This is a genomic window from Nocardia sp. NBC_00511 (assembly GCF_045161165.1).
In the GTDB taxonomy this organism is placed as follows: Bacteria; Actinomycetota; Actinomycetes; order Mycobacteriales; family Mycobacteriaceae; genus Nocardia.
Genome location: NZ_CP107849.1, coordinates 6963384 through 6982669, shown reverse-complemented (window position 1 = coordinate 6982669; position 19286 = coordinate 6963384). Strand labels below are relative to the sequence as shown.

Genomic DNA, 19286 nt, shown 5'->3' with positions numbered 1-19286 from the left:
ACCCCGAAAGGGAATGATGGCCGGTTTTTTGCTGCGACGTGCGCTCAACTATGTCGTGCTGCTGTTGCTGGCGTCGTTCCTGACCTTCGCGTTGGCGTCGCTCACGTTCCGCCCACTGGACAGCCTCGAGCACCGCAACCCACGTCCCCCGCAGTCGGTGATCGACGCCAAACGCGACGAGCTGAAGCTGGATGTGCCGATCCCGCAACGCTATGCGGAGTGGGTCGGCGGCATCGTCACCCACGGTGACTTCGGCAAGACGCTGGCCGGTCAGCCGGTGAGCCAGGAGCTGCCGCGCCGGATCGGGGTGAGTCTGCGGCTGCTGCTTGTCGGTTCGATCATCGGCACGCTGCTCGGAGTGCTGGTCGGTGCGGCCGGAGCGATCCGGCAGTACAAATTCAGCGACTACCTGACCACGACGCTGTCACTGCTGATCCTCAGCACGCCGGTGTTCCTGCTCGCCACGCTGTTGAAATACGGTGCGTTCGAGATCAATACGGCCACCGGTTCGCAGATCTTCTATTACACCGGTCAGACCTCGGCGAACGCGGTGCACGGGGTGTGGAACCAGTTCGTGGACCGGTTGCAGCACATGATCGTTCCCACCCTGGGCCTGATCCTCACCGCCGCAGCCGGATACAGCCGCTATCAGCGCAACGCCATGCTGGACGTGCTGCAGAGCGACTTCATCCGCACCGCACGGGCCAAGGGGCTCAGCCGTTCCCGCGCGCTCTACAAACACGGCCTCCGCACCGCGCTCATCCCGATGGCGACGCTGTTCGCGTACAGCTTCGGCGCGCTGATCACCGGCGCGACGTTCACCGAGAAGATCTTCGGTTGGCACGGCGTCGGTGAGTGGCTGGTCGATTCGATCACCCTGCAGGACCTGTATCCGGTGGTGACCATCACGGCGTTCATCGCACTGGTGATCCTGCTGTCGGGGCTGCTGTCCGACATCGTCTACGCGATTCTCGATCCCAGGGTGCGTGCGTGATGACCGAAACCGAAATCATCGTCCAGGGTGCGCCCGAACCCGCGGCGGCCGGTCGCCGCAAACTGGTCTTCCGGCGCTTCCTGCGCAACAAGCCCGCGGTGGCCGGGCTGACCATCCTGCTGCTGATGCTGATCCTCTGCTTCGCGCTGCCGCCACTGCTGAAGTACGACTACCAGCAGCTCGACTACACCGCGCTGTTGAAGCCGCCGAGCTCTCGGCATCCGTTCGGCACCAATCAGATCGGGCAGGATGTGCTCGCGCAGACGCTGCGCGGTCTGCAGAAGTCGCTGGTCATCGGTTTCTCGGTGGCGTTCATATCGGCGATCGTCGCGGCCTTCGTCGGCTCGGTGGCCGGATTGCTGGGCGGCTGGACCGATCTGGCGCTGATGTGGCTGGTCGACCTGTTGCTGGTGATGCCGAGCTTCATCGTCGTGGCGCTGTTCGCGCCGCGTGCCAAGGGCAGCGGCAGCATCCTGCTGCTGATCGCGCTGCTCGCGGGGTTCGGCTGGATGATCAGCGCTCGACTGATCCGCGGTCTCACCCTGAGCCTGCGGGAACGCGAATTCGTCCGGGCCGCACGGTATATGGGTGCGTCGACCTGGACGGTGATCACCACCCACATCCTGCCGAACATCGCCTCCATCCTGATCATCGACACCACGCTCTCGGTGGGCGCGGCGATCATCGGTGAAACCGGGCTCAGCTACCTGGGATTCGGTGTGCAGGCGCCCGACGTGTCGCTGGGCACGCTGATCGCGTCCGGCACCAGTTCGGCGTTCACCTACCCGTGGCTGTTCATGTTCGCGGGCGGATCCCTGGTGCTGACCGTGCTGTGCACCAACCTCGTCGGCGACGGCCTGCGTGACGCGTTCGACCCGAGCTCCCAGCGCGCCCGGTCGCGTCGCACCAACCGCGCGGCCGCAGCCGGTGCCGCCGGAAAGGCCAAGGCATGACCGACAAGGGAATTCGCGCCACCACCGCGCCGCTGCTCGAGGTCTCCGATCTGCGGGTGAGCTTTCCCGGCGAGGAAGGCCGCATCGACGCGGTGCGCGGGGTCAACTACACCGTGGCCGACGGTGAGGTGCTGGCCATCGTCGGTGAATCCGGGTCCGGGAAATCGGTGTCCTCGCTGGCGGTCATGGGGCTGCTGCCCGATCAGGCGCGCGTGCAGGGGTCGATCCGGTTGCGCGGGCAGGAACTGCTCGGCATGGGTGACCGGCAGCTGTCGGCACTGCGCGGCAGCAAGATCTCCATGGTGTTCCAGGACCCGCTCTCGGCATTGACGCCGGTGTACCGGGTCGGCGATCAGATCGCCGAAGCACTGCTGGCACACGGGAAGATGGGTAAGAAGGACGCCGCCGCCCGGGCGGTCGAGCTGCTCGATCTGGTCGGCATTCCAGAGGCGGCGGTGCGCGCCAAGGCATTTCCGCACGAGTTCTCCGGCGGTATGCGGCAGCGCGTGGTGATCGCCATGGCCATCGCCAATGATCCGGAACTGATCATCTGCGACGAGCCGACCACCGCGCTCGACGTGACCGTGCAGGCGCAGATCCTCAACCTGCTGCGCAAGGCACGCGACATCACCGGCGCGGGCGTCGTTTTCATCACCCACGACATGGGGATCGCGGCCACCCTGGCCGACCGGGTCGCGGTCATGTACGCCGGGCGCATCGTCGAAACCGCCCGCACCACTGAACTTTTCCAGTCGCCGCGGATGCCGTACACGGTGGGCCTGCTGGGTTCCATTCCGCGACTGGACGGTCCGGCCCGCGCGCCGCTGGTGCCGATCGTCGGCGCACCGCCCGCCATGCACGCGCTACCGGACGGCTGCCCGTTCGCACCGCGCTGCCCGGTCGCCATCGACGACTGCCACATCGCGGAACCGCCGCTGCAGGACACCGACCCCGGGCATCGGGCCGCGTGCATCCGGGTGGCGGAGGTCGGCAGCGAGGCGCTGTTCACCGCGTACCGCCGCGAAGTGCCGCCGGTGCCCACCCCGGTCTCCACCGATGAGCGGGTGGTGCTGCGGATTTCGGAGCTACGCAAGACATTCCCGATCACCAGCGGGGTGGTGTTCAAACGCCGCACCGGTGAGGTCAAGGCGGTCGACGGGGTCAGCTTCGAGATCAAATCCGGGCGGACGCTGGCGCTGGTCGGCGAATCCGGTTCCGGGAAATCGACGACGCTGACCCAGATCATGGAGTTGATCGCACCGGAGAGCGGCAGCATCGAGGTGCTGGGCAGCGATGTCGCCGCCCTCACTAAGACCCGGCGCCGCGAGATCCGGCGCAAACTGCAGATCGTGTTCCAGGACCCGTCCGCATCCCTGGATCCCCGGCTGCCGATTTTCGACGCGCTGGCCGAACCGCTGCGCATCGACGGTCGGCCGTCGAATGAAATCCAGGGCCGGGTAAGGGATTTGCTGAAACTGGTCGGACTGCGGCCCGAGCACGCCGATCGCTATCCCGCCGATTTCTCCGGCGGCCAGAAGCAGCGCATCAATATCGCGCGGGCGCTGGCGCTGGATCCGGAGATCCTGGTACTCGACGAACCCGTCTCCTCACTGGATGTCTCCATCCAGGCCGGAGTGCTGAACCTGTTGCGCGACTTGCAGGCCGAGCGCGGACTGTCCTACCTCTTCGTCTCCCACGACCTGTCGGTGGTGCGCAATCTCGCGCACGACATCGCCGTCATGTATCAGGGGAAACTCGTCGAATACGGCGCGGCCGAGCAGGTTTTCGAGAATCCTCGGCACGAGTACACCCGCGCCCTCATCGACGCCGTTCCCGTCCCGGTGGTTTCGGGGTAGGGGCGAAAAGTGTTCCAGCAGAACTTCGACGGAAGGAGCAACCGGTGAGGATTCGCTCGATCGGGATAAAGCTCGCGGTCCCACTGGTGGCCGTGACACTGGTGGCGACCGGCTGCGGTGGTGACGACACCACCCCCGGGACCGGCAAGGCCGAACTCGGCACCACCAGCGACATCAACCCGCACGACGTCGGGGATCTGAAGGACGGCGGCAATCTGCGGCTGGCCATTTCGGCGTATCCGCCGAACTGGAACACGCTGTCCGTCGACGGCAACGACGCCGAGGTGATGGGCGTGGAGCGGTCGATGATGCCGCGCGCGTTCAAATCCGATGCGTCGGGCAATCTTTCGGTCGACACCGACTTCTTCACCGATGTCCAGCTGACCAACACCAACCCGCAGCAGGTCACGTACACGATCAACCCGAAGGCCGTGTGGTCGGACGGGACGCCGATCACCTGGGAGGACATCGCCTCGCAGGCGCAGGCGTTGAGCGGGCGCGACAAGGGCTACCTGATCGCCAACAATCAGGGCTGGGATCGCGTCGACAAGGTCGAGAAGGGAACCGACGACCGGCAGGCGGTCGTCACCTTCGGCAAGCACTTCGCCGAGTGGAAGGGCCAGTTCGCGGGCAACTCCTTCCTGCTGCCGAAGTCCGCGACCGGTACACCGGACGTCTTCAACAAGGGCCAGGTGGACGCGATCAGCGCCACGGCGGGCCCGTTCGTGGTGCAGTCCACCGATCGCGGTCAGGGCCGGATCGTGCTGGGCCACAACCCGAAATGGTGGGGTGCGACGCCGAAGCTGGACACCATCACCTTCTCCATCCTCAACAGCGCGGCGCTGGTCCCCGCGCTGCAGAACAATGAGATCGACGCCGTCGGCATCGGTAGCCGCGACGACCTCAAGACCGCGCAGAACACCCAGGGCGTAGTAATTCGTCGTGCGCCCGGCAGCCAGTGGTCGCACCTGACCTTCAACGGTGCGCCCGGCTCGATCCTGGCTGACCCGAAGCTGCGGGTCGCCATCGGCAAGGCAATCGACCGGCAGGGCATCGCCACCGCCATCCAGAGCGGACTCGTCGCCGACCCGAAACCGCTCAACAATCACGTCTACATGGCGGGTCAGAACGGCTACCAGGACAACGCCCCTACCTTCGATCCCACCGAGGCCGCCAAGGAACTCGACGACCTGGGCTGGAAGGCGCCGTCCCCCGGCGCCACCCGGGAGAAGGACGGGCGCAAGCTCGAGATCCGCGATGTCATGTACAAGGACGACACCTGGGTGCAGATGGCCCAGATCATCCAGCAGAACCTGTCGGCCATCGGCGTGAAGCTCACCATCGACACCAAGCCCGGCCAGGACTTCTTCACCAAGGTCATCCAGCCCGGCGATTTCGATGTGGCGCAGTGGAGTTGGGTCGGCGACCTGTTCCCGCTCGGCAGCCTCGACCAGATCTGGGGCTACCACCCCGGTGACGTGCAGGGCAATTACGGCCGGGTGGGCTCGGACCAGCTCAACGCGCTGATCGAGCAGACGGTGTCGGAACTGGATCCGCAGAAGGCCATCGACCTGGCCAACCAGGTCGACAAGGCGATCTTCGACGAGGGTCACTCGCTGCCGATGCTGCAGTCCCCCGGCAACCTCGCCGTCCGCGCCAACCTCGCCAACTACGGCGCGGCGGGTCTGTCCAGCCTCGACTACACCAAAATCGGTTTCCTGAAGTGAATTCCCGGATGGGCCATCCCCTGGCCTATCCGGCGCTCGTGACGATCGGGACCCTGGCGATAACCCTCGCCTGGGTCCCGTTCGCCGATCCGGAGCAGGCGGCCGTGCTGTACACGGTGGCGTTGATCGTGCTGGGGTACAGCGGTTTTCAGGCTGGGCTGGCATTCGGGTACCTGCCGGCCGGGCTGCCCGCCGCCAAGGTGGGCAGCCCCGATACGGGGGCGTCACCCGCTCGGGAGGTGGCGGTGCGGCGGGTGCGGCAGCAGCATCGGCTGGTGAGCCGGTCCTGGTTGGAGTTCACCATCGGTGGCAAGAACTGTTGGCTGCCGGTATTTTTCGAGCCGTCGCTGCTCAGCATGACGCAGGACACCGCCGAATTGAGTGGGCGCGCAATACATATCGACGGCGAACGTCTGTATCCCTCGGGGCGTATTCGGAATTCGGAGCCGGTCGGCAAATTGATCGACAATCCCAGCCGACCCGATCCGGCGGCGATTACCCGGTCGGGTCACGGCCGCCACCTGCTCCTTGATGCGCAGTCCGCCATCGCGGCCCCGCTCATCGGACTGATGTGGGTGTACATCGGAGGCGGCGGGCCAACGGCTTTCGCGGCGGCCACCGTAGTGGCCGCCTCCGCCGCCGTCTGGCTGGCCGCGATCCGTGGCTCGGATCCGAGCTAGCCGGTGTCAGCTCCGGAAAAGACTTGCAGCACTCAGGATTTGGCTGCTTCATCCGCCTTCGCGGAGTCGGGCAGGTCCGCGTAGTCGGGCAGCTCGATGCCGTTGATCGCGCGGTCGATCAGATCGAGGTCCCATTCGGGCTCGGCATTCGGATCGGCGTCGGGCGCGGGCACCTCGAGGCTGCGGGCGTGCTGGCGGCCGATCTCCTGGTTGGCTTCGACGAACGAGCGCATCCGGGTTTCGTAGGAGGTGAAGGCCGCCTTCGGATTCCAGGCGGCGGCGGCCAGCTCTCCGGCCAGGACATAGGCGCCGACCAGGGCTAGGCCGGTGCCCTGGCCGGACAGCGGTGACGAGCTGAACGCCGCGTCGCCGAGCAGCACCACCCGGCCGCTCGACCAGCTGTCCATCAGCACCTGGGCGACCTGGTCCAGATAGAAGTCCGGGGCATCGTCCAGGTGCGCCAGGATCTGTGGGGTCAGCCAGCCCATCCCCGCCATTCGCTCGCGCAGCAGGCGCTTCTGCGCCTCCACGTCGCGGTAGTCGACGTCGAGATCCGGTGCGGCCCAGGTGAACAGCGCCATCGCGCGGGTGGGGTCCGGGATGGGGCGGAGACCGGCGGAGCGCCCGGGCGTCTGATGGTCGATCAGCCAGCGCTCCAGGCCGAACTCGTTGGGGACGGTGTAGAAGGCGAGGCCGTGGCCGAGGTGGCGGACGAACTGCTCGTGGGGTCCGAAGACCATGGCGCGCAACGACGAATAGAGGCCGTCCGCGCCCACCACCAGGTCGAAGCGGCGGCGGTCGCCGCTCTCGAAGACCACGTCGACACCGTCGGCGTCCTGGGTCAGTTCGGAAATGCGGTCACCGAAGACGTATTCGACACCGTCACGGGTGTCGTCGTAGAGGACCCGGGACAGGTCGCCGCGCAGGATCTCGATCTCCGAGATGTAGCCGTCACCGCCGTCGTCGTCCGCCCGGAAGGTCTCCAGCACCTGCCCGTCCGCGTCCACGTTGTACGCGCCCGCGGTCTCGGTGCGGGCCGCGCGCACCGCGTCGTCCAGACCCATCCGCCGAATGACCTCCTTGGTCACTCCGCGCGCATCCACCGCCTGCCCGCCGGGACGCAGTTCGGGCGCACGCTCCACCACGGTGACATCGGCCCCGCGCCGCCGCAGCCAATGGGCCAGCGCGGGCCCCGCGATACTCGCACCGGCGATCAACACCGTCGGATTGCCCATCGCGCCATCCCCTGACCGAATCGCCTGCTCCCGCTCGGTGCCGTCGACGCCCATCCCCATGCCTCCCTGTGTTCTTCCCGCGTTGGAACGGTCCCGACACGAGTCCACCGCTACCGGTGTGTCCAGAGGTATCGACGCCGGGTGCGTCCCAAATTAATCGGTGCGCGCAACATCGTGGTGGTGTCGGCGCGCACCAGCCCCGAACTCCCCTTCGACCGCCACCCGATTCATCGAACATACGTTCTAGTTCTGGGGTAGGCTGGCCCGCGTGACCTTACATTCGACCGCGCTCGCGCCGGATGCTTCAACACCAGGATGGTCGGACCTCGCCGACGTCGACCTACTGCGCACCCTCGTAGAAACCGAACGCCGCCGCCGACGACTGGACGCCGCCATGCGCGCGGCCGTCGCCGAAGCCGACCGCCGCGGCCTCGCCGCAGGCACCGGCTACCGCGACACCGCAGACCTATTGACCGACCTACTACGGATCAGCGTCCACGAGGCCCGCAAGCGCATCGAATACGCTGCCCCACAAGTCCGTTCACGCTCCAAGAAGGTGTGGCGGGTGCTGGCAGCAGCCAGCTGAACCACCGGGCACCGCACCGCCGAGCCCGCGGGATTCACAAAATCGGCTCGCCCCTTGATGGAGCGAGCCGATTTTCGTGTGGGCCAGTCAGATGCTGCCGCCACTGCCGCTGTCGCCCAGATCGGGGACATTGCGGCCGGGCCAGTACTCGGGGTGGCAGCGCGGGCGCCACCACTCGTGCTGGATCTCGCAGTGCCAGCGGTACCAGCCGGGCCAGTCGACGGACTGGGCGGAGGCGTCGGGGGTGGCCGGAGTGAGGGCCGGTGCGCCGGCGGAAGCCACGCCGATACCGGTGAGCAGGGGTGCGGCCAGGATTGCGGAGGCCACCACGGCACGCACCGTGCGACGAGCGCCGGTGTTGAAGAGAGTCATCGGGATCAGTCCTTCCAGCTGTGAAACCGTTCGGCAGCGGCACAATCCGAGCGAACCTTGCGCCACCCACGACGTAGTCAACTGCGTTGGCGCACAACCGAGAAGAACTCACCGCGCATCTTCAGCAGACGTTCAGCGGCAGCCGAATCGCTCGAGCTGAATTCGATCTATGCGGTCGGGCGTTTGAACGCGCCGTCCTGGACGCCACCTTCGAAGGCATCCCATTCGCCTGGACTGAAGATGAGGACGTGGCCGTCGGGAGCCTGGGAGTGGCGGACGGCGACGGCGCCATCGGAGAGCCAGGCGACCTCGACGCAGTCGGCTTTGCCGCCGCTTCGTGGGCTTTTGAAGAACTTCGCGGCCGCTAGTCGAGGATCCGTTCCGGATAGGTTGTACATGGTTTGCTATCCCTTCTTACTGGCCTGCCGAAGCAGGGTACGGGTGCTGACCTCGTCCAGCGCGGCACGCTGGATGACGGTCGCTGCCACACGATGCTCGTCGACTTCGTCCGGTTCGTCGAGACACACGGCGCCGGTCAATGATTCGAGGTACACGACAGGTGACTGCTCGCCTTCGGCGTTGGCCTTCAGGTCGATGATCGTGAATGATCCGGACGCGGTCCCGAGCGGAAGGCCAGCGGAGAACGGCAGTACCCGCAGGCTGATGTTCGGTCGCTTGCTTATCTCGGCGAGATGCGCGATCTGGCTGTCCATCACCGTTCGATTGCCGACCAGCGTGTGAACAACCGCTTCGTGAAGGATCGCAGTCACCTCGACCGGGTTGTGTCGGCGGGTGATCAAGGCTTGACGTTCGGCCTTGAGCTGACAGCGCCGGTCGAGATCGACATCCGAATCGTTCGGGAAATAGGTCCGATCCAGCGCACCGGCATAGGCGGTTGTCTGAAGTAGGCCGGGAATTATGTTGTTGTGAAACATGATCAACCGCTCGGCCGCAGACTCCAGGTCGAGGTAGACGCGAAAGTCGTTACCGGGCAGAAGATCCCGGTACGGATACCACTTCGACTTGCTGGCCGCCTGTCTGAGCAGTCCAATCAGGTTCGACAATTCCTCGTCGCTGAGCTCGAGGATCTTCGCGAGCTTCTCGACCTCCGGTAGCGTCAACCGACCGGTCTCGCCGCGTTCGATGCGCCCGAGCTTGCTGATACTCCAGCCCAGCCCGAGGCCCATCGCCGCGGCGACGTCCTTCAAGTCGAGTTTCTTGCGGTCGCGCGCTCGACGCAGTACCGCGCCCAACTGCCTTCGGGCGAGGGATGTCGGCGCAGGGTTCGTCTTCACCATGCCAGAGCTCCTCGTGCTCACGAAAAGTGGCAACGCTGTACATCGATTTTGGCAATGGCCCTGGGCTTTTGGGTCAGATTCGCGATTCTCGAGCATTGACATTGCCAGTTCTCCGCTCCCGGCGTGTGCTGGATTCATTCGAGGACCAGGACGAGCTCACTCGGGAGGATGATCGAAATGCCCTTGGATGCTTGGACTTATCTACTTGCGGCCACTGCCTGGATCGTCATCGTCGCAGGGGTGCATTGGATTGTCGGGGGTGGTGTTGCGATGACACCCAGGATGGGGGATTCGCCGGTTTTGATCGACGGGCTGGCGTTGGGGCGGGTGCCGCTGCACAACCGGCATCGGGTGCACGGCAGGCATCGGGCCGGGTGAGGGCGGTGTACTCCGCGGTGTCGCACCGACTTCCATTCAATCGGTTGTTCCGCAACAGGAGTGGACGATGACCAACCCGTATACCGCTCCTGGCAGCGTGCCGGAGGTCGATCCCGAGACTTCGATTCGCCGCTATCCGGCCTGGCACGGCAAACCATCAGCGCAGGAAGCACTCTCGGACTCGGACATCGACATACTCTTGCGCGCCCACGACAACGAAGCCTGTGAAGCGGCGGGCTGTGCACTACGGCTGTATCTACTCGACCTGCGTGCGCAGTGAGCAGGCGGCCCGTTCCGTCATGGCCGGCCGTCGGGCAGTGGCGACAACTGCCGCATGCCGAATTGCGGTTGTTGGTTGCGAGTGCGCAGATTCAAACGCTCGCGTGCGGTTCGAGCACAGGAGACGTCAGTCGAGCTTTGGATCTGCCAGCAGCACCACGCGGTCAGCTGCGGGTCGAAACCCGAGTACCGGGAAACGGGTGGATGTGGTGCTGAACTCTGAGCACATGGACACAGGCTTGCCCAACCGCCGACCGATCGTGCACAGGAAATCGCACAGAGTGTCCACGGGCCCTGACCCTAAACACGCGAACAGCCAGCGGGTAGTCGATGACTACCGCGCTGCCGCCACGGCGGCGGCGTTGGCGGAAAGGAATGTACGGGGTCCACTGTGGGGAAACTCGGGCGTTAGGATCGGGGGATGAGTGGTCGCCCTGAGCATCGTGACAACGGGGATCCGGCTCCTGTTCAGCGGGAGGTGGCGGCTGACGCGCCGACCGGGGTCGAGTTGGAGCGGGTGATCGGGAAGCAGGTTCGAGCGCTGCGGCTGGCCAGTGGGCTTTCGGTGGGGGATATGGCTATCAAGGTCGGGATCTCCAAGGCGATGCTTTCGAAGATCGAGAATGCGCAGACCTCGTGCAGTCTGTCGACTTTGGCTCGGTTGGCTACCGGGCTGGATGTGCCGGTGACTTCATTGTTCCGGGGGGCGGACAGTGCGCGGGAGGCGGTGTTCACTCCGGCTGGACATGGGGCCGTCATTGTCGGGCGGGGCACTCGGGTCGGGCATCACTACGAACTGTTGGGGGCGTTGCGCGGGCAGCACAAGCGGCTGGAGCCGGTGCTCGTCACGCTTACCGAGGCCAGTGAGACGTTTCCGCTGTTCCAGCATGCGGGGACCGAGCTGCTGTACATGCTCGAAGGGGTCATGGTGTACGGGCACGGGGACTCGGAATACACACTGCGGCCAGGGGATTCGCTGCTACTGGATGGGGAGGGTGCGCACGGGCCCAGTGATCTGGTGCGGCTGCCCATTCGGTTTCTCGCCATCACCGCCTACCCGGACAATCACGCCGAACACTGAGCCGCGCCAGTTGAGGTCGCCCACCAAGTGGCAGAGTGGTTGCGGCAGCTGGGAATTCGCTCAGCGTGTCACCGAAAGCCTTCTGGCGTGTCTCATTACACGCGAATATCATCGAACATGTGAACGAAACCGCTGCTGACAGCCTCAGCGCCACCGAACTGGTGGCGCGGCTGCGCGCGGTGCACTCGACGATCGCTGTAGCCCAAGCCGAAGAAGTCGCGTTGATGACCGCGCTCTACCGGATGCGCCGCGAACAGCAACTCGAGCGCGGGGTACGCGCCGTCTACGCAGGGGAAGACGCTGCCACCGAAATCGGTGTCGCCCTGCACGTTCAGCAACGCACCGCGGACAACCTCATCGCCCTCGGTTTGGGACTCGAACACCGGTTGCCGTGCACGCGTGCGGCATTCGAAGGCGGCCGGATCGACCTGCCTCGAGTACGGGCCCTGCACGAAGTCTTCCGCAACATCGACCCTGAGCTGGTCGCGGCACTCGAACCACGCATCGTCGCCTACGCCGAGAACGCCGACCCGGCACGGGTCAAGCGCACCCTGCGCCGGTGGCTGCTCGAAACCGACCCCGCCGGACAGGCCGAACGCCGCAAGACTGCTGAGGCCGACCGGTATGTCAACGTCACCGCCGCCGACAACGGCACCGCCATCCTCGATGCCGTGCTGCCCGCCGCCGATGGTGTTGCCCTCTACGAACGCCTGCGGGAGATGGCGCAAACCCATTGCTGCGCAGCCGATCCCCGCACCAGCAACCAGCGTCGCGCCGATGCCCTCATCGCCCTCACCACCGGGACCGGTCGGTTGAGTTGCGGTTGCGGCCACCGTGACTGCCCGCGCGCCGGATCCGCGGTCGCCTCCGCACGCAAAGTGCTTGTGCAGGTCGGTCTTTCGGCTGAGACCTTGGCGGGTCTGGCGGACAATCCTGCTCTGCTGGCCGGTTTCGGTGCCATCGACGCCGACCTGGCACGCCAGTTGGCCCGCCACGCCCGCTTCGAAATCATCCCCGAGCACCCAGCCCGCATCGACCACAGCGGACAGGCTGCCGTCGACGGCCAGGCACGTCGGACAGACACCAGCCACACCACGCGGGCTGCCGTCGACAGCCGGACGTGTCCGGCAGGCGCCGACCACAGTGGGCAGGCTGTCGTCGACGGCCAGGCGTGTCCGATGGACACCGGCCGCACCGGGCAGACCACACCCGAGACCGGGGTACTCCCGGCGGTCGCCGCGCCAACCGGCACCGACGACCCCGCATACCCGGCTGCCGCGTGCGAGACGCGCTACCGGCCCGGCACCCGCCTGGCCCACCGGATCCGCGCCCTCGATGGCGGCTGCCGCGCCCCCGGCTGCGCGATCCCCGCCGCGGCCACCGACATCGACCACCAGGACCGATTCGACCACCGCTCGCCCGAATCCGGTGGCCGCACGGTCGAATCCAACCTCGGTTGCCGGTGCCGACGACACCACCGCACCAAAACCCTCGCCGACAACGGACTCAACGGATGGCAGGTCATCCATCACCCGGATCGGCGTGTGGAATGGCGCAGCCCCTCGGGCGGATCGATCACCACCACACCCGAGGGAGCGAAGTTCCTGTTCCCCCGCACACCGGTTCCACCGGTCACCGGCACGGGCCTTCCGGAGTCGGAACAGGTTGAGCCGCTGTTGAATCCGGGTGGGGCGGTCAACGAACTCACCGAACTCCTTCACGTCTACCAGCCACCCGCACAACGCCGACACGCGCAGGCCGCACTGTCTGCCCGCGCAGCACGATCCGCATGCGAACCCCGCGCCGCGCGCGGATCCTGGGCGGTGGAACAGCCATCGACTGTCGACTCCCCACCGCGATACACCGACCCGGCACCGTTCTAGGTCCCGTCGCCCCAAGTGTCGTTGCGCGCGGCGGTGCACCGCCGCACATCTCCCGGTGGACTCGGCGTGGCGTCGAGCCGAGTGCTCCGGGATCACCCGCAACCCGAGTATCTCGGTGTGGAACGCCGTCGCCGCAGCGGTCATTCGGAAACGCTCAGTGGTGCTGGGTCGATCGGCCATATCACCGGGGCCGCTCACGCATCAGGTCCGTTCCGATCCACCAGCGACGGGTTCGAATCGACTCGGCTCAGGGCCGGTCATTCACCAGGTCCGTCACGGGGACAGCAGCTGCCGCATTAGGTGGTGACCCATGCTGACATGACGTCCGCCAGGGCGAGGGCGCCGATGTGGCAGTCGTCGGGGGTGGCGTGCTCGGTCGGTGAGTGGGAGACGCCGGTTGGGTTGCGTACGAACAGCATTGCGGTGGGGATGCGGTCGGACAGGATGCCTGCGTCGTGTCCGGCCTGCGTCGGGATGACGGGGATGTCGCCGAGGTGGGTCAGGGCGGCGGCCAGGCGGGCTCGGGGTTCGGGTGGGAAATCGACTATGGGCGTGATGGATTCGGTGTTCACGGTCAGGGTGACACCTTCCGACCCGGCGTGGGTGCGGGCTCGCTCGGTGATGCGGGCGACCAGGGTTTCCAGGGTGGACTGGTCTTCGGCGCGGGCGTCCAGCCACGCCCGGACCCGGGACGGGATCGCATTGGTGCCGTTGGGTGCGACCAGCACCTTGCCGAAGGTCGCCACCGCCGCCAGTGCGGTCGCCTCCGCGCGGGCGGCGTAGACCGTGGATGCGAACGGCAGCATCGGGTCGTGGCGGTCGACGAGGCGGGTTGCGCCCGCGTGATTGGCCTCGCCGGTGAAGTCGAATTCCCAGCGGCCGTGCGGCCAGATCGCCGAGGCCAGTGCCAACGGGCGATCCACCAGGTCCAGGGCGCGGCCCTGCTCGATGTGCAATTCCACGAACACCCCGACCCGGTCGGTGAGGGTGGCGTCCGCGCCGAGCGCCCCCGGATCCCGACCGGCGCGAATCAGCGCCTCCGCCAGCGTGATTCCCTCCCCGTCACGCAGCCCCAGCGCGCGCTCGGGAGCCAGTGCACCCGTGCTGAGCTGCGAGCCGATGCAGGCCACCCCGAAACGTGCGCCCTCCTCGTCCGAGAAGGCCACCACCGCAATGGGAATCGTGGGTCGCACGCCGCGCGCCCGCAGCAGATCCACCGCGGTGAAGGCGGAGACTATCCCCAGCGGTCCGTCGTACGCTCCACCGTCGGGCACCGAATCCAGGTGCGAGCCGGTGACGAACGCGCCGCGGGGATCCCCGACCCAGTTCCGGGGCAGCCACCAGGCCCACAGATTCCCATTGCGATCCTCCTCCACCTCCATCGACCGCGCGGCCGCACACCCTCGAAACCATTCGCGCAGTGTGAGATCCGCGTCCGACCAGGCATAGCGGCGATAGCCACCACTGGACGCGTGCCGTCCCACCGATAGGATCTCAGCCCAGAGCGGATCGAAACTCGAGACCACACCGGGCCGAGCCGCGGGCGTCACAGCCACCCCTCCGCTCGCGACACCACACGCCCCCTCCCGAATGCGGCGGCAGCACCACCGCACCCGACCACGCGGACCGCGAATCCCGGCCGGTCGAAAGGCGCGCTCATGCGACGGCTCCCGGAATCCAGTCGGTGCCCGCGAGCGGGACCCGGGCCATCGCGGCCGCCTCCACGGTGAGGGCGACCAGGTCCTCCGGTTCCAGGTGGCGCAGATGGGATTTGCCGCAGGCGCGGGCCAGGGTCTGGGCTTCCATGGTGAGGACGCGCAGGTAGTTGGCCAGGCGGCGGCCGCCTTCGATCGGGTCCAGGCGCTCGGCCAGCTCCGGATCCTGAGTGGTGATGCCCGCCGGGTCGCGGCCGTCCTGGAAGTCGTCGTAGCTGCCCGCCGCCGAACCCAGGGCCTCGTACTCGGCGCTGTAGCGAGGATGGTTGTCGCCCAGGGCGATCAGGGCGGCCGTGCCGATGGCGACGGCGTCCGCGCCCAGTGCCATCGCTTTCGCCACATCGGCACCGTTTCGGATGCCGCCTGAAACGATGAGCTGGACCTTGCGGTGCACGCCCAGCTCCTGCAACGCGCGCGCCGCCTGCGGGATGGCGGCCAGGGTGGGGATGCCGACGTGCTCGATGAAGACGTCCTGGGTGGCGGCGGTACCGCCCTGCATGCCGTCCACCACCACGACATCCGCGCCCGCCTTCACGGCCAGTTTCACGTCGTAATAGGTGCGGGTCGCGCCGACCTTGATGTAGATCGGCTTCTCCCAGTTGGTGATCTCACGCAGTTCCAGGATCTTGATGGCGAGATCGTCGGGGCCGGTCCAGTCCGGGTGGCGGCAGGCACTGCGCTGGTCGATGCCCTGCGGCAGCGTGCGCATGGCGGCGACCCGCTCGTTGATCTTCTGGCCCAGCAGCATGCCGCCGCCACCCGGCTTCGCGCCCTGACCGAGCACGATCTCGATGGCGTCCGCCTTGCGCAGATCGTCCGGATTCATGCCGTACCGTGACGGAAGGTACTGGTACACCAGGTGTTTGGACTGACCGCGCTCCTCCGCGGTCATGCCGCCGTCACCGGTGGTGGTGGAGGTGCCCGCCGCGCTCGCGCCCCGGCCCAGCGCCTCCTTGGCACGGCCGGAGAGCGCGCCGAAACTCATGCCCGCGATGGTCACCGGGATATCCAGGTGCAGTGGGTGTTTCGCGTGCCGGTCGCCGAGGATCACGTCGGTGCCGCAGCGTTCGCGGTAGCCCTCGAGCGGGTAGCGGGACATGGACGCGCCCAGGAACAGCAGGTCATCGAAGTGCGGCAGTGGGCGTTTCGCACCCCAGCCGCGGATGTCGTAGATGCCGGTCTCGGCGGCGCGCTGGATCTCGGCGATGGCGCGGCGGTCGAAGGTCGCCGATTCCCGCGGCGGCAGTGGATAGGTCATGGGTGACTCCTGATCAGTACGCGGCCGCGTGGTCGACGTGGAAGTGGTAGAGCTGCCGGGCCGAGCCGTAGCGCGTGAATTCGGCCGGGTCGGCATCGAATCCGGCCAGCGACAACAGGTCACGCAGCTCGGCGAGATGCTCCGCGCGCATGGGTTTGCGCACACAGTCCGCGCCCAGCGACGCCACCGTGCCGCGCACGTAGATGCGGGCCTCGTAGAGCGAATCCCCAAGCGCCTCACCGGCATTGCCGAGCACTACCAGGCGTCCGGCCTGACCCATGAAGGCGCTCATATGGCCGATACTGCCGCCGACCACGATGTCCACCCCCTTCATCGAAATACCGCAGCGGGCACCGGCATTGCCCTCGATCACCAGCAGCCCGCCGTGCGCGGTCGCACCCGCCGACTGTGAGGCGTCCCCGCGCACCCGCACGGTGCCCGACATCATGTTCTCGGCCACGCCGACCCCGGCGCTGCCGTGCACCGTCACACTCGCGTGCTGGTTCATGCCCGCGCAGTAGTAGCCGACATGCCCCTCGATGACCACATCCACATCGCGATCCAGCCCACAGGCCAGCGCATGCGCGCCACGCGGATTCGTGATGCTCACCGCCGCCGGGGAATTCGGTTCGGCCAGTGCGGAATTCACCGCGCGCGTGCCGGATTCGGCCGCGTCCAGGATCGTCCGCTCGGTCACGATCGCCGCCATACGTACACCTCTTCCGGTTCGGGTTCGAAGATTCGGGCCTGTTCGACGCCGGGTAGTTCGGCCAGCGCGCGGTATTCCGAGGCCATCGCCACCCAGCGGTCGGTCTCGGCGATCACGGCCGGTTTGCAGGCGACGGCGTCGCGCACCACCGCGAAGGAGTCGGCGGTCGACACCAGCAATGTGTAGAAACCGTCGAATTCCTCGTTCAACAGCAGCAGCGCCTTCTCCAGGTCCATGCCCTGCGCCAGCTGCTCGGCGACGAACCGCGCGCCCACCTCGGTGTCGTTGTCGCTGTCGAATTCGACGCCGCGCCTGCGTAATTCGTGCCGGATGCTCATGTGATTGCTGAACGAGCCGTTGTGCACCAGGCACTGCCCCTCCCCGACCGAGAAGGGATGCGAGCCCTCGGCGGTGACGGCGGACTCGGTCGCCATCCGGGTGTGCGCGACGCCCTGCCAGCCCTGGGCGGCGGGCAGGCCGAAACCACGCGCCAGGGTGGATGGATCACCGACGCCCTTGAGCACGGCCAGATCCGCACCGAAGCCGATCACACGCGCACCCGGGGCCGTATTACGCACCGCCGCAACCAGTTCCGCGGCGGTGAGCGCGGCGTGCAGTAGGACGGTCGGGGTCAGATCCACCGCCGACACCGGCATTCCTACTGCCTCGGTGAGCTTTTCGGCGAGTTCCGCCGCCGACATCGGGCAGTCCAGCAGCGAGACCGTGGTTGCTCCGGGCGGCGACCACACCGGGTCGCCGTAGACCGCCATGCCCGCCGAATCCGGGCCGCGGTCGCACATCTGGTCCAGCATGCCGGTGAGCAGTTCGCCCAGCCGGGGATACAGCGCCCGATCGCGCAGGTGCAGGCCGACAATGCCGCACATGGTGTCCTCCAAGGGGTTCCGGGCTCAGAAAGCCGTGAGGTAGTGCTCGATCTCCCAGTCGGAGACTGTGTTGTGCCAGGCGAAGAACTCCTCGCGTTTGCACTGCGCGAAGTAGTCGGCGACACCGGGACCGGCCACGTCGAGGGCGGCGGTGACGACCGGGTCGGCGGTCAGCGCGTCCATGGCGTGCACCAGCGTCATCGGCAGCATCTCGCCGCGTCGCTCCCCCGGGTCGCCGGGATCCAGTGCGCGATCGATGCCGTCCAGGCCCGCCGCGACGGCCGCGGCCATCGCCAGATACGGGTTGGCCGAACCGTCCGCGCCCCGCAACTCGACCCGGTGCGCATCCGGCACCCGCAGATAGTGGGTGCGGTCGTTGCCGCCGTAGGTGGCGTAGCGCGGCGACCAGGTCGCACCGCTGGCAGTGCTGGTCGCACCGGTTCGCTTGTAGGAGTTGACCGTCGGGGCGATCACGCCCTGGAGGGCGCAGGCGTGCTCGAGCATGCCCGCCAGGAAGCCGTAGGCGGTCGGCGACAACCCCAGGCCGCGCGGATCGGTCGCGTCCGGGAACAGCGGCCGGTCACCCGCCCACAGCGACAGGTGCAGATGCATGCCGGTGCCGGTGCGGTCGGTGAACGGCTTCGGCATGAAAGTCGCCTTCATGCCGCGCTTCTCGGCGATCACCGACAGCAGGTAGCGGGCGGTGATCACCCGATCCGCGGTGGTGAGCGCGTCCGCGTAGTCGAAGTTCTGCTCGAACTGGCCGTTGCCGTCCTCGTGGTCGCTGGCGTAGTTGCCCCAGCCGAGCGCGTTCATGGCGGTGGACACCTCGGTGAGGTGGTCGTACATGCGGGTGACGTCGCGGGCGTCGTAGCAGGGTTGCGAGCTGACGTCGGCGGTGTCGGCGGGAGCCAGGCCCCGGGGCGTGCGATCCACCAGGAAGTATTCGATCTCCGCGCCGACGTTCACGGTGTAGCCGCGCTCGGCGGCGCGGTCCAGGGTGCGCTGCAGGATGACTCGCGGCGCGAACGGCCACGGCTCGCCCAGCACGTGCGGGGTGCAGTGCACCATTGCCAGGCCGGGGCGCACGAACGGGATCGGGGTGAAGGTCGCGGGATCGGGCAGCACCATCAGGTCCGGATCGCGGGGCTGCTGGCCCATCATCCCGGCCGCGTACCCGGCGAAACCGACGCCGTCGGTGGCCAGCTGGTCGACGGCCTGCACCGGAACCAGCTTGGCGCAGGGCTTTCCGGACAGCGTGGTGAACACCGCCAGGATGAAGGTGGTGCCGGTGGCGTGCGCCTGCTCGGCCAGGGTGCGGTGGGTGGTGATCGGCGTGACGGTCGCGGTGGGGGTGTCTATCGCCATGTCGGCTCCTGAACTGCTGGGATCGATTCG

At 67.1% G+C, this 19286-nt stretch carries 18 protein-coding genes; 9 read left to right on the top strand and 9 right to left on the bottom strand.

The features are described from left to right. The first annotated feature begins 16 nt into the window (after positions 1 to 16). From OG300_RS32590 to OG300_RS32570, 5 genes are read left to right on the top strand one after another with little or no spacing between them, the layout of a single operon-like run. A complete protein-coding gene (locus tag OG300_RS32590) occupies positions 17 to 994 on the top strand; it encodes an ABC transporter permease (protein ID WP_405487643.1) in 978 nt (325 codons plus the stop codon). Then, a complete protein-coding gene (locus tag OG300_RS32585) occupies positions 994 to 1947 on the top strand; it encodes an ABC transporter permease (protein ID WP_405487641.1) in 954 nt (317 codons plus the stop codon). The genes OG300_RS32590 and OG300_RS32585 overlap by 1 nt, the downstream gene beginning before the upstream one ends. Beyond that, a complete protein-coding gene (locus OG300_RS32580; protein WP_405487639.1) occupies positions 1944 to 3803 on the top strand; it encodes a dipeptide ABC transporter ATP-binding protein in 1860 nt (619 codons plus the stop codon). The genes OG300_RS32585 and OG300_RS32580 overlap by 4 nt, the downstream gene beginning before the upstream one ends. Positions 3804 to 3847: 44 nt before the next feature. After that, positions 3848 to 5530 carry an ABC transporter family substrate-binding protein gene (locus OG300_RS32575; RefSeq protein ID WP_405487637.1) on the top strand — a complete coding sequence of 561 codons (1683 nt, stop codon included), beginning with the start codon at positions 3848 to 3850 and terminating at the stop codon, positions 5528 to 5530. 38 nt (positions 5531 to 5568) lie between these two features. After that, positions 5569 to 6210, top strand: coding sequence for a hypothetical protein (locus tag OG300_RS32570; protein WP_405487635.1), 642 nt, complete (start codon positions 5569 to 5571; stop codon positions 6208 to 6210). Positions 6211 to 6242: 32 nt separating this feature from the next. On the opposite strand, the gene OG300_RS32565 is transcribed toward OG300_RS32570, so the two are convergent. Then, positions 6243 to 7505, bottom strand: a complete 1263-nt coding sequence (locus tag OG300_RS32565) for an FAD-dependent monooxygenase (protein WP_405487633.1) — start codon at positions 7503 to 7505, stop codon at positions 6243 to 6245. Between the two features lie 208 nt (positions 7506 to 7713). On the opposite strand from OG300_RS32565, the gene OG300_RS32560 reads away from it, so the two are divergent. Further along, positions 7714 to 8031, top strand: coding sequence for a DUF222 domain-containing protein (locus tag OG300_RS32560; protein ID WP_405487631.1), 318 nt, complete (start codon positions 7714 to 7716; stop codon positions 8029 to 8031). A gap of 87 nt (positions 8032 to 8118) precedes the next feature. On the opposite strand, the gene OG300_RS32555 is transcribed toward OG300_RS32560, so the two are convergent. The 3 genes from OG300_RS32555 to OG300_RS32545 all read right to left on the bottom strand — a co-directional run bounded on the left by OG300_RS32555 (position 8119) and on the right by OG300_RS32545 (position 9701). Then, positions 8119 to 8403, bottom strand: coding sequence for a hypothetical protein (locus OG300_RS32555; RefSeq protein ID WP_405487629.1), 285 nt, complete (start codon positions 8401 to 8403; stop codon positions 8119 to 8121). A gap of 167 nt (positions 8404 to 8570) precedes the next feature. Beyond that, entirely contained in the window at positions 8571 to 8801 is a 231-nt protein-coding gene (locus OG300_RS32550; RefSeq protein ID WP_405487627.1) for a DUF397 domain-containing protein, read from the bottom strand. 6 nt (positions 8802 to 8807) lie between these two features. Continuing rightward, entirely contained in the window at positions 8808 to 9701 is an 894-nt protein-coding gene (locus OG300_RS32545; RefSeq protein WP_405487625.1) for a helix-turn-helix domain-containing protein, read from the bottom strand. A gap of 445 nt (positions 9702 to 10146) precedes the next feature. Between OG300_RS32545 and OG300_RS32540 the strand changes: the two genes are divergently transcribed. The 3 genes from OG300_RS32540 to OG300_RS32530 all read left to right on the top strand — a co-directional run bounded on the left by OG300_RS32540 (position 10147) and on the right by OG300_RS32530 (position 13322). Next, the gene (locus OG300_RS32540) at positions 10147 to 10359 is read left to right on the top strand and encodes a hypothetical protein (RefSeq protein WP_405487623.1); all 213 of its coding nucleotides are present in this window, start codon (positions 10147 to 10149) and stop codon (positions 10357 to 10359) included. A 420-nt stretch (positions 10360 to 10779) separates the two neighbouring features. Beyond that, positions 10780 to 11439, top strand: coding sequence for a helix-turn-helix domain-containing protein (locus OG300_RS32535; RefSeq protein WP_405487621.1), 660 nt, complete (start codon positions 10780 to 10782; stop codon positions 11437 to 11439). 119 nt (positions 11440 to 11558) lie between these two features. Further along, on the top strand, positions 11559 to 13322 hold the full coding sequence (locus OG300_RS32530; RefSeq protein WP_405487619.1) for a DUF222 domain-containing protein: 1764 nt from the start codon (positions 11559 to 11561) through the stop codon (positions 13320 to 13322). Positions 13323 to 13618: 296 nt separating this feature from the next. Here OG300_RS32530 and OG300_RS32525 read toward each other — a convergent pair whose 3' ends face one another. The 5 genes from OG300_RS32525 to glnT all read right to left on the bottom strand — a co-directional run bounded on the left by OG300_RS32525 (position 13619) and on the right by glnT (position 19256). Continuing rightward, positions 13619 to 14848 carry an allantoate amidohydrolase gene (locus OG300_RS32525; RefSeq protein ID WP_405498766.1) on the bottom strand — a complete coding sequence of 410 codons (1230 nt, stop codon included), beginning with the start codon at positions 14846 to 14848 and terminating at the stop codon, positions 13619 to 13621. A gap of 130 nt (positions 14849 to 14978) precedes the next feature. Further along, positions 14979 to 16295: an FMN-binding glutamate synthase family protein gene (locus OG300_RS32520; RefSeq protein ID WP_405487617.1), complete on the bottom strand. Its 1317-nt coding sequence runs from the start codon at positions 16293 to 16295 to the stop codon at positions 14979 to 14981. A 13-nt stretch (positions 16296 to 16308) separates the two neighbouring features. Continuing rightward, positions 16309 to 17004 carry a protein glxC gene (locus tag OG300_RS32515; RefSeq protein ID WP_405487615.1) on the bottom strand — a complete coding sequence of 232 codons (696 nt, stop codon included), beginning with the start codon at positions 17002 to 17004 and terminating at the stop codon, positions 16309 to 16311. Next, positions 16989 to 17888: a glutamine amidotransferase family protein gene (locus OG300_RS32510; RefSeq protein ID WP_405487613.1), complete on the bottom strand. Its 900-nt coding sequence runs from the start codon at positions 17886 to 17888 to the stop codon at positions 16989 to 16991. Before OG300_RS32510 ends, OG300_RS32515 begins: the two co-directional genes overlap by 16 nt. Before the next feature lie 24 nt (positions 17889 to 17912). Further along, positions 17913 to 19256, bottom strand: a complete 1344-nt coding sequence (gene glnT / locus OG300_RS32505) for a type III glutamate--ammonia ligase (RefSeq protein ID WP_405487611.1) — start codon at positions 19254 to 19256, stop codon at positions 17913 to 17915. Positions 19257 to 19286 lie beyond the last annotated feature (30 nt).

Bases quoted from the DNA above. Each gene is read 5' to 3' on its own strand.
- OG300_RS32565 (WP_405487633.1), bottom strand. From the start codon at position 7,505: ATGGGGATGGGCGTCGACGGCACCGAGCGGGAGCAGGCGATTCGGTCA.
- OG300_RS32535 (WP_405487621.1), top strand. From the start codon at position 10,780: ATGAGTGGTCGCCCTGAGCATCGTGACAACGGGGATCCGGCTCCTGTT.
- OG300_RS32580 (WP_405487639.1), top strand. From the start codon at position 1,944: ATGACCGACAAGGGAATTCGCGCCACCACCGCGCCGCTGCTCGAGGTC.
- OG300_RS32545 (WP_405487625.1), bottom strand. From the start codon at position 9,701: ATGGTGAAGACGAACCCTGCGCCGACATCCCTCGCCCGAAGGCAGTTG.
- OG300_RS32585 (WP_405487641.1), top strand. From the start codon at position 994: ATGACCGAAACCGAAATCATCGTCCAGGGTGCGCCCGAACCCGCGGCG.
- glnT (WP_405487611.1), bottom strand. From the start codon at position 19,256: ATGGCGATAGACACCCCCACCGCGACCGTCACGCCGATCACCACCCAC.
- OG300_RS32510 (WP_405487613.1), bottom strand. From the start codon at position 17,888: ATGTGCGGCATTGTCGGCCTGCACCTGCGCGATCGGGCGCTGTATCCC.
- OG300_RS32555 (WP_405487629.1), bottom strand. From the start codon at position 8,403: ATGACTCTCTTCAACACCGGCGCTCGTCGCACGGTGCGTGCCGTGGTG.
- OG300_RS32590 (WP_405487643.1), top strand. From the start codon at position 17: ATGGCCGGTTTTTTGCTGCGACGTGCGCTCAACTATGTCGTGCTGCTG.
- OG300_RS32515 (WP_405487615.1), bottom strand. From the start codon at position 17,004: ATGGCGGCGATCGTGACCGAGCGGACGATCCTGGACGCGGCCGAATCC.
- OG300_RS32550 (WP_405487627.1), bottom strand. From the start codon at position 8,801: ATGTACAACCTATCCGGAACGGATCCTCGACTAGCGGCCGCGAAGTTC.
- OG300_RS32540 (WP_405487623.1), top strand. From the start codon at position 10,147: ATGACCAACCCGTATACCGCTCCTGGCAGCGTGCCGGAGGTCGATCCC.
- OG300_RS32520 (WP_405487617.1), bottom strand. From the start codon at position 16,295: ATGACCTATCCACTGCCGCCGCGGGAATCGGCGACCTTCGACCGCCGC.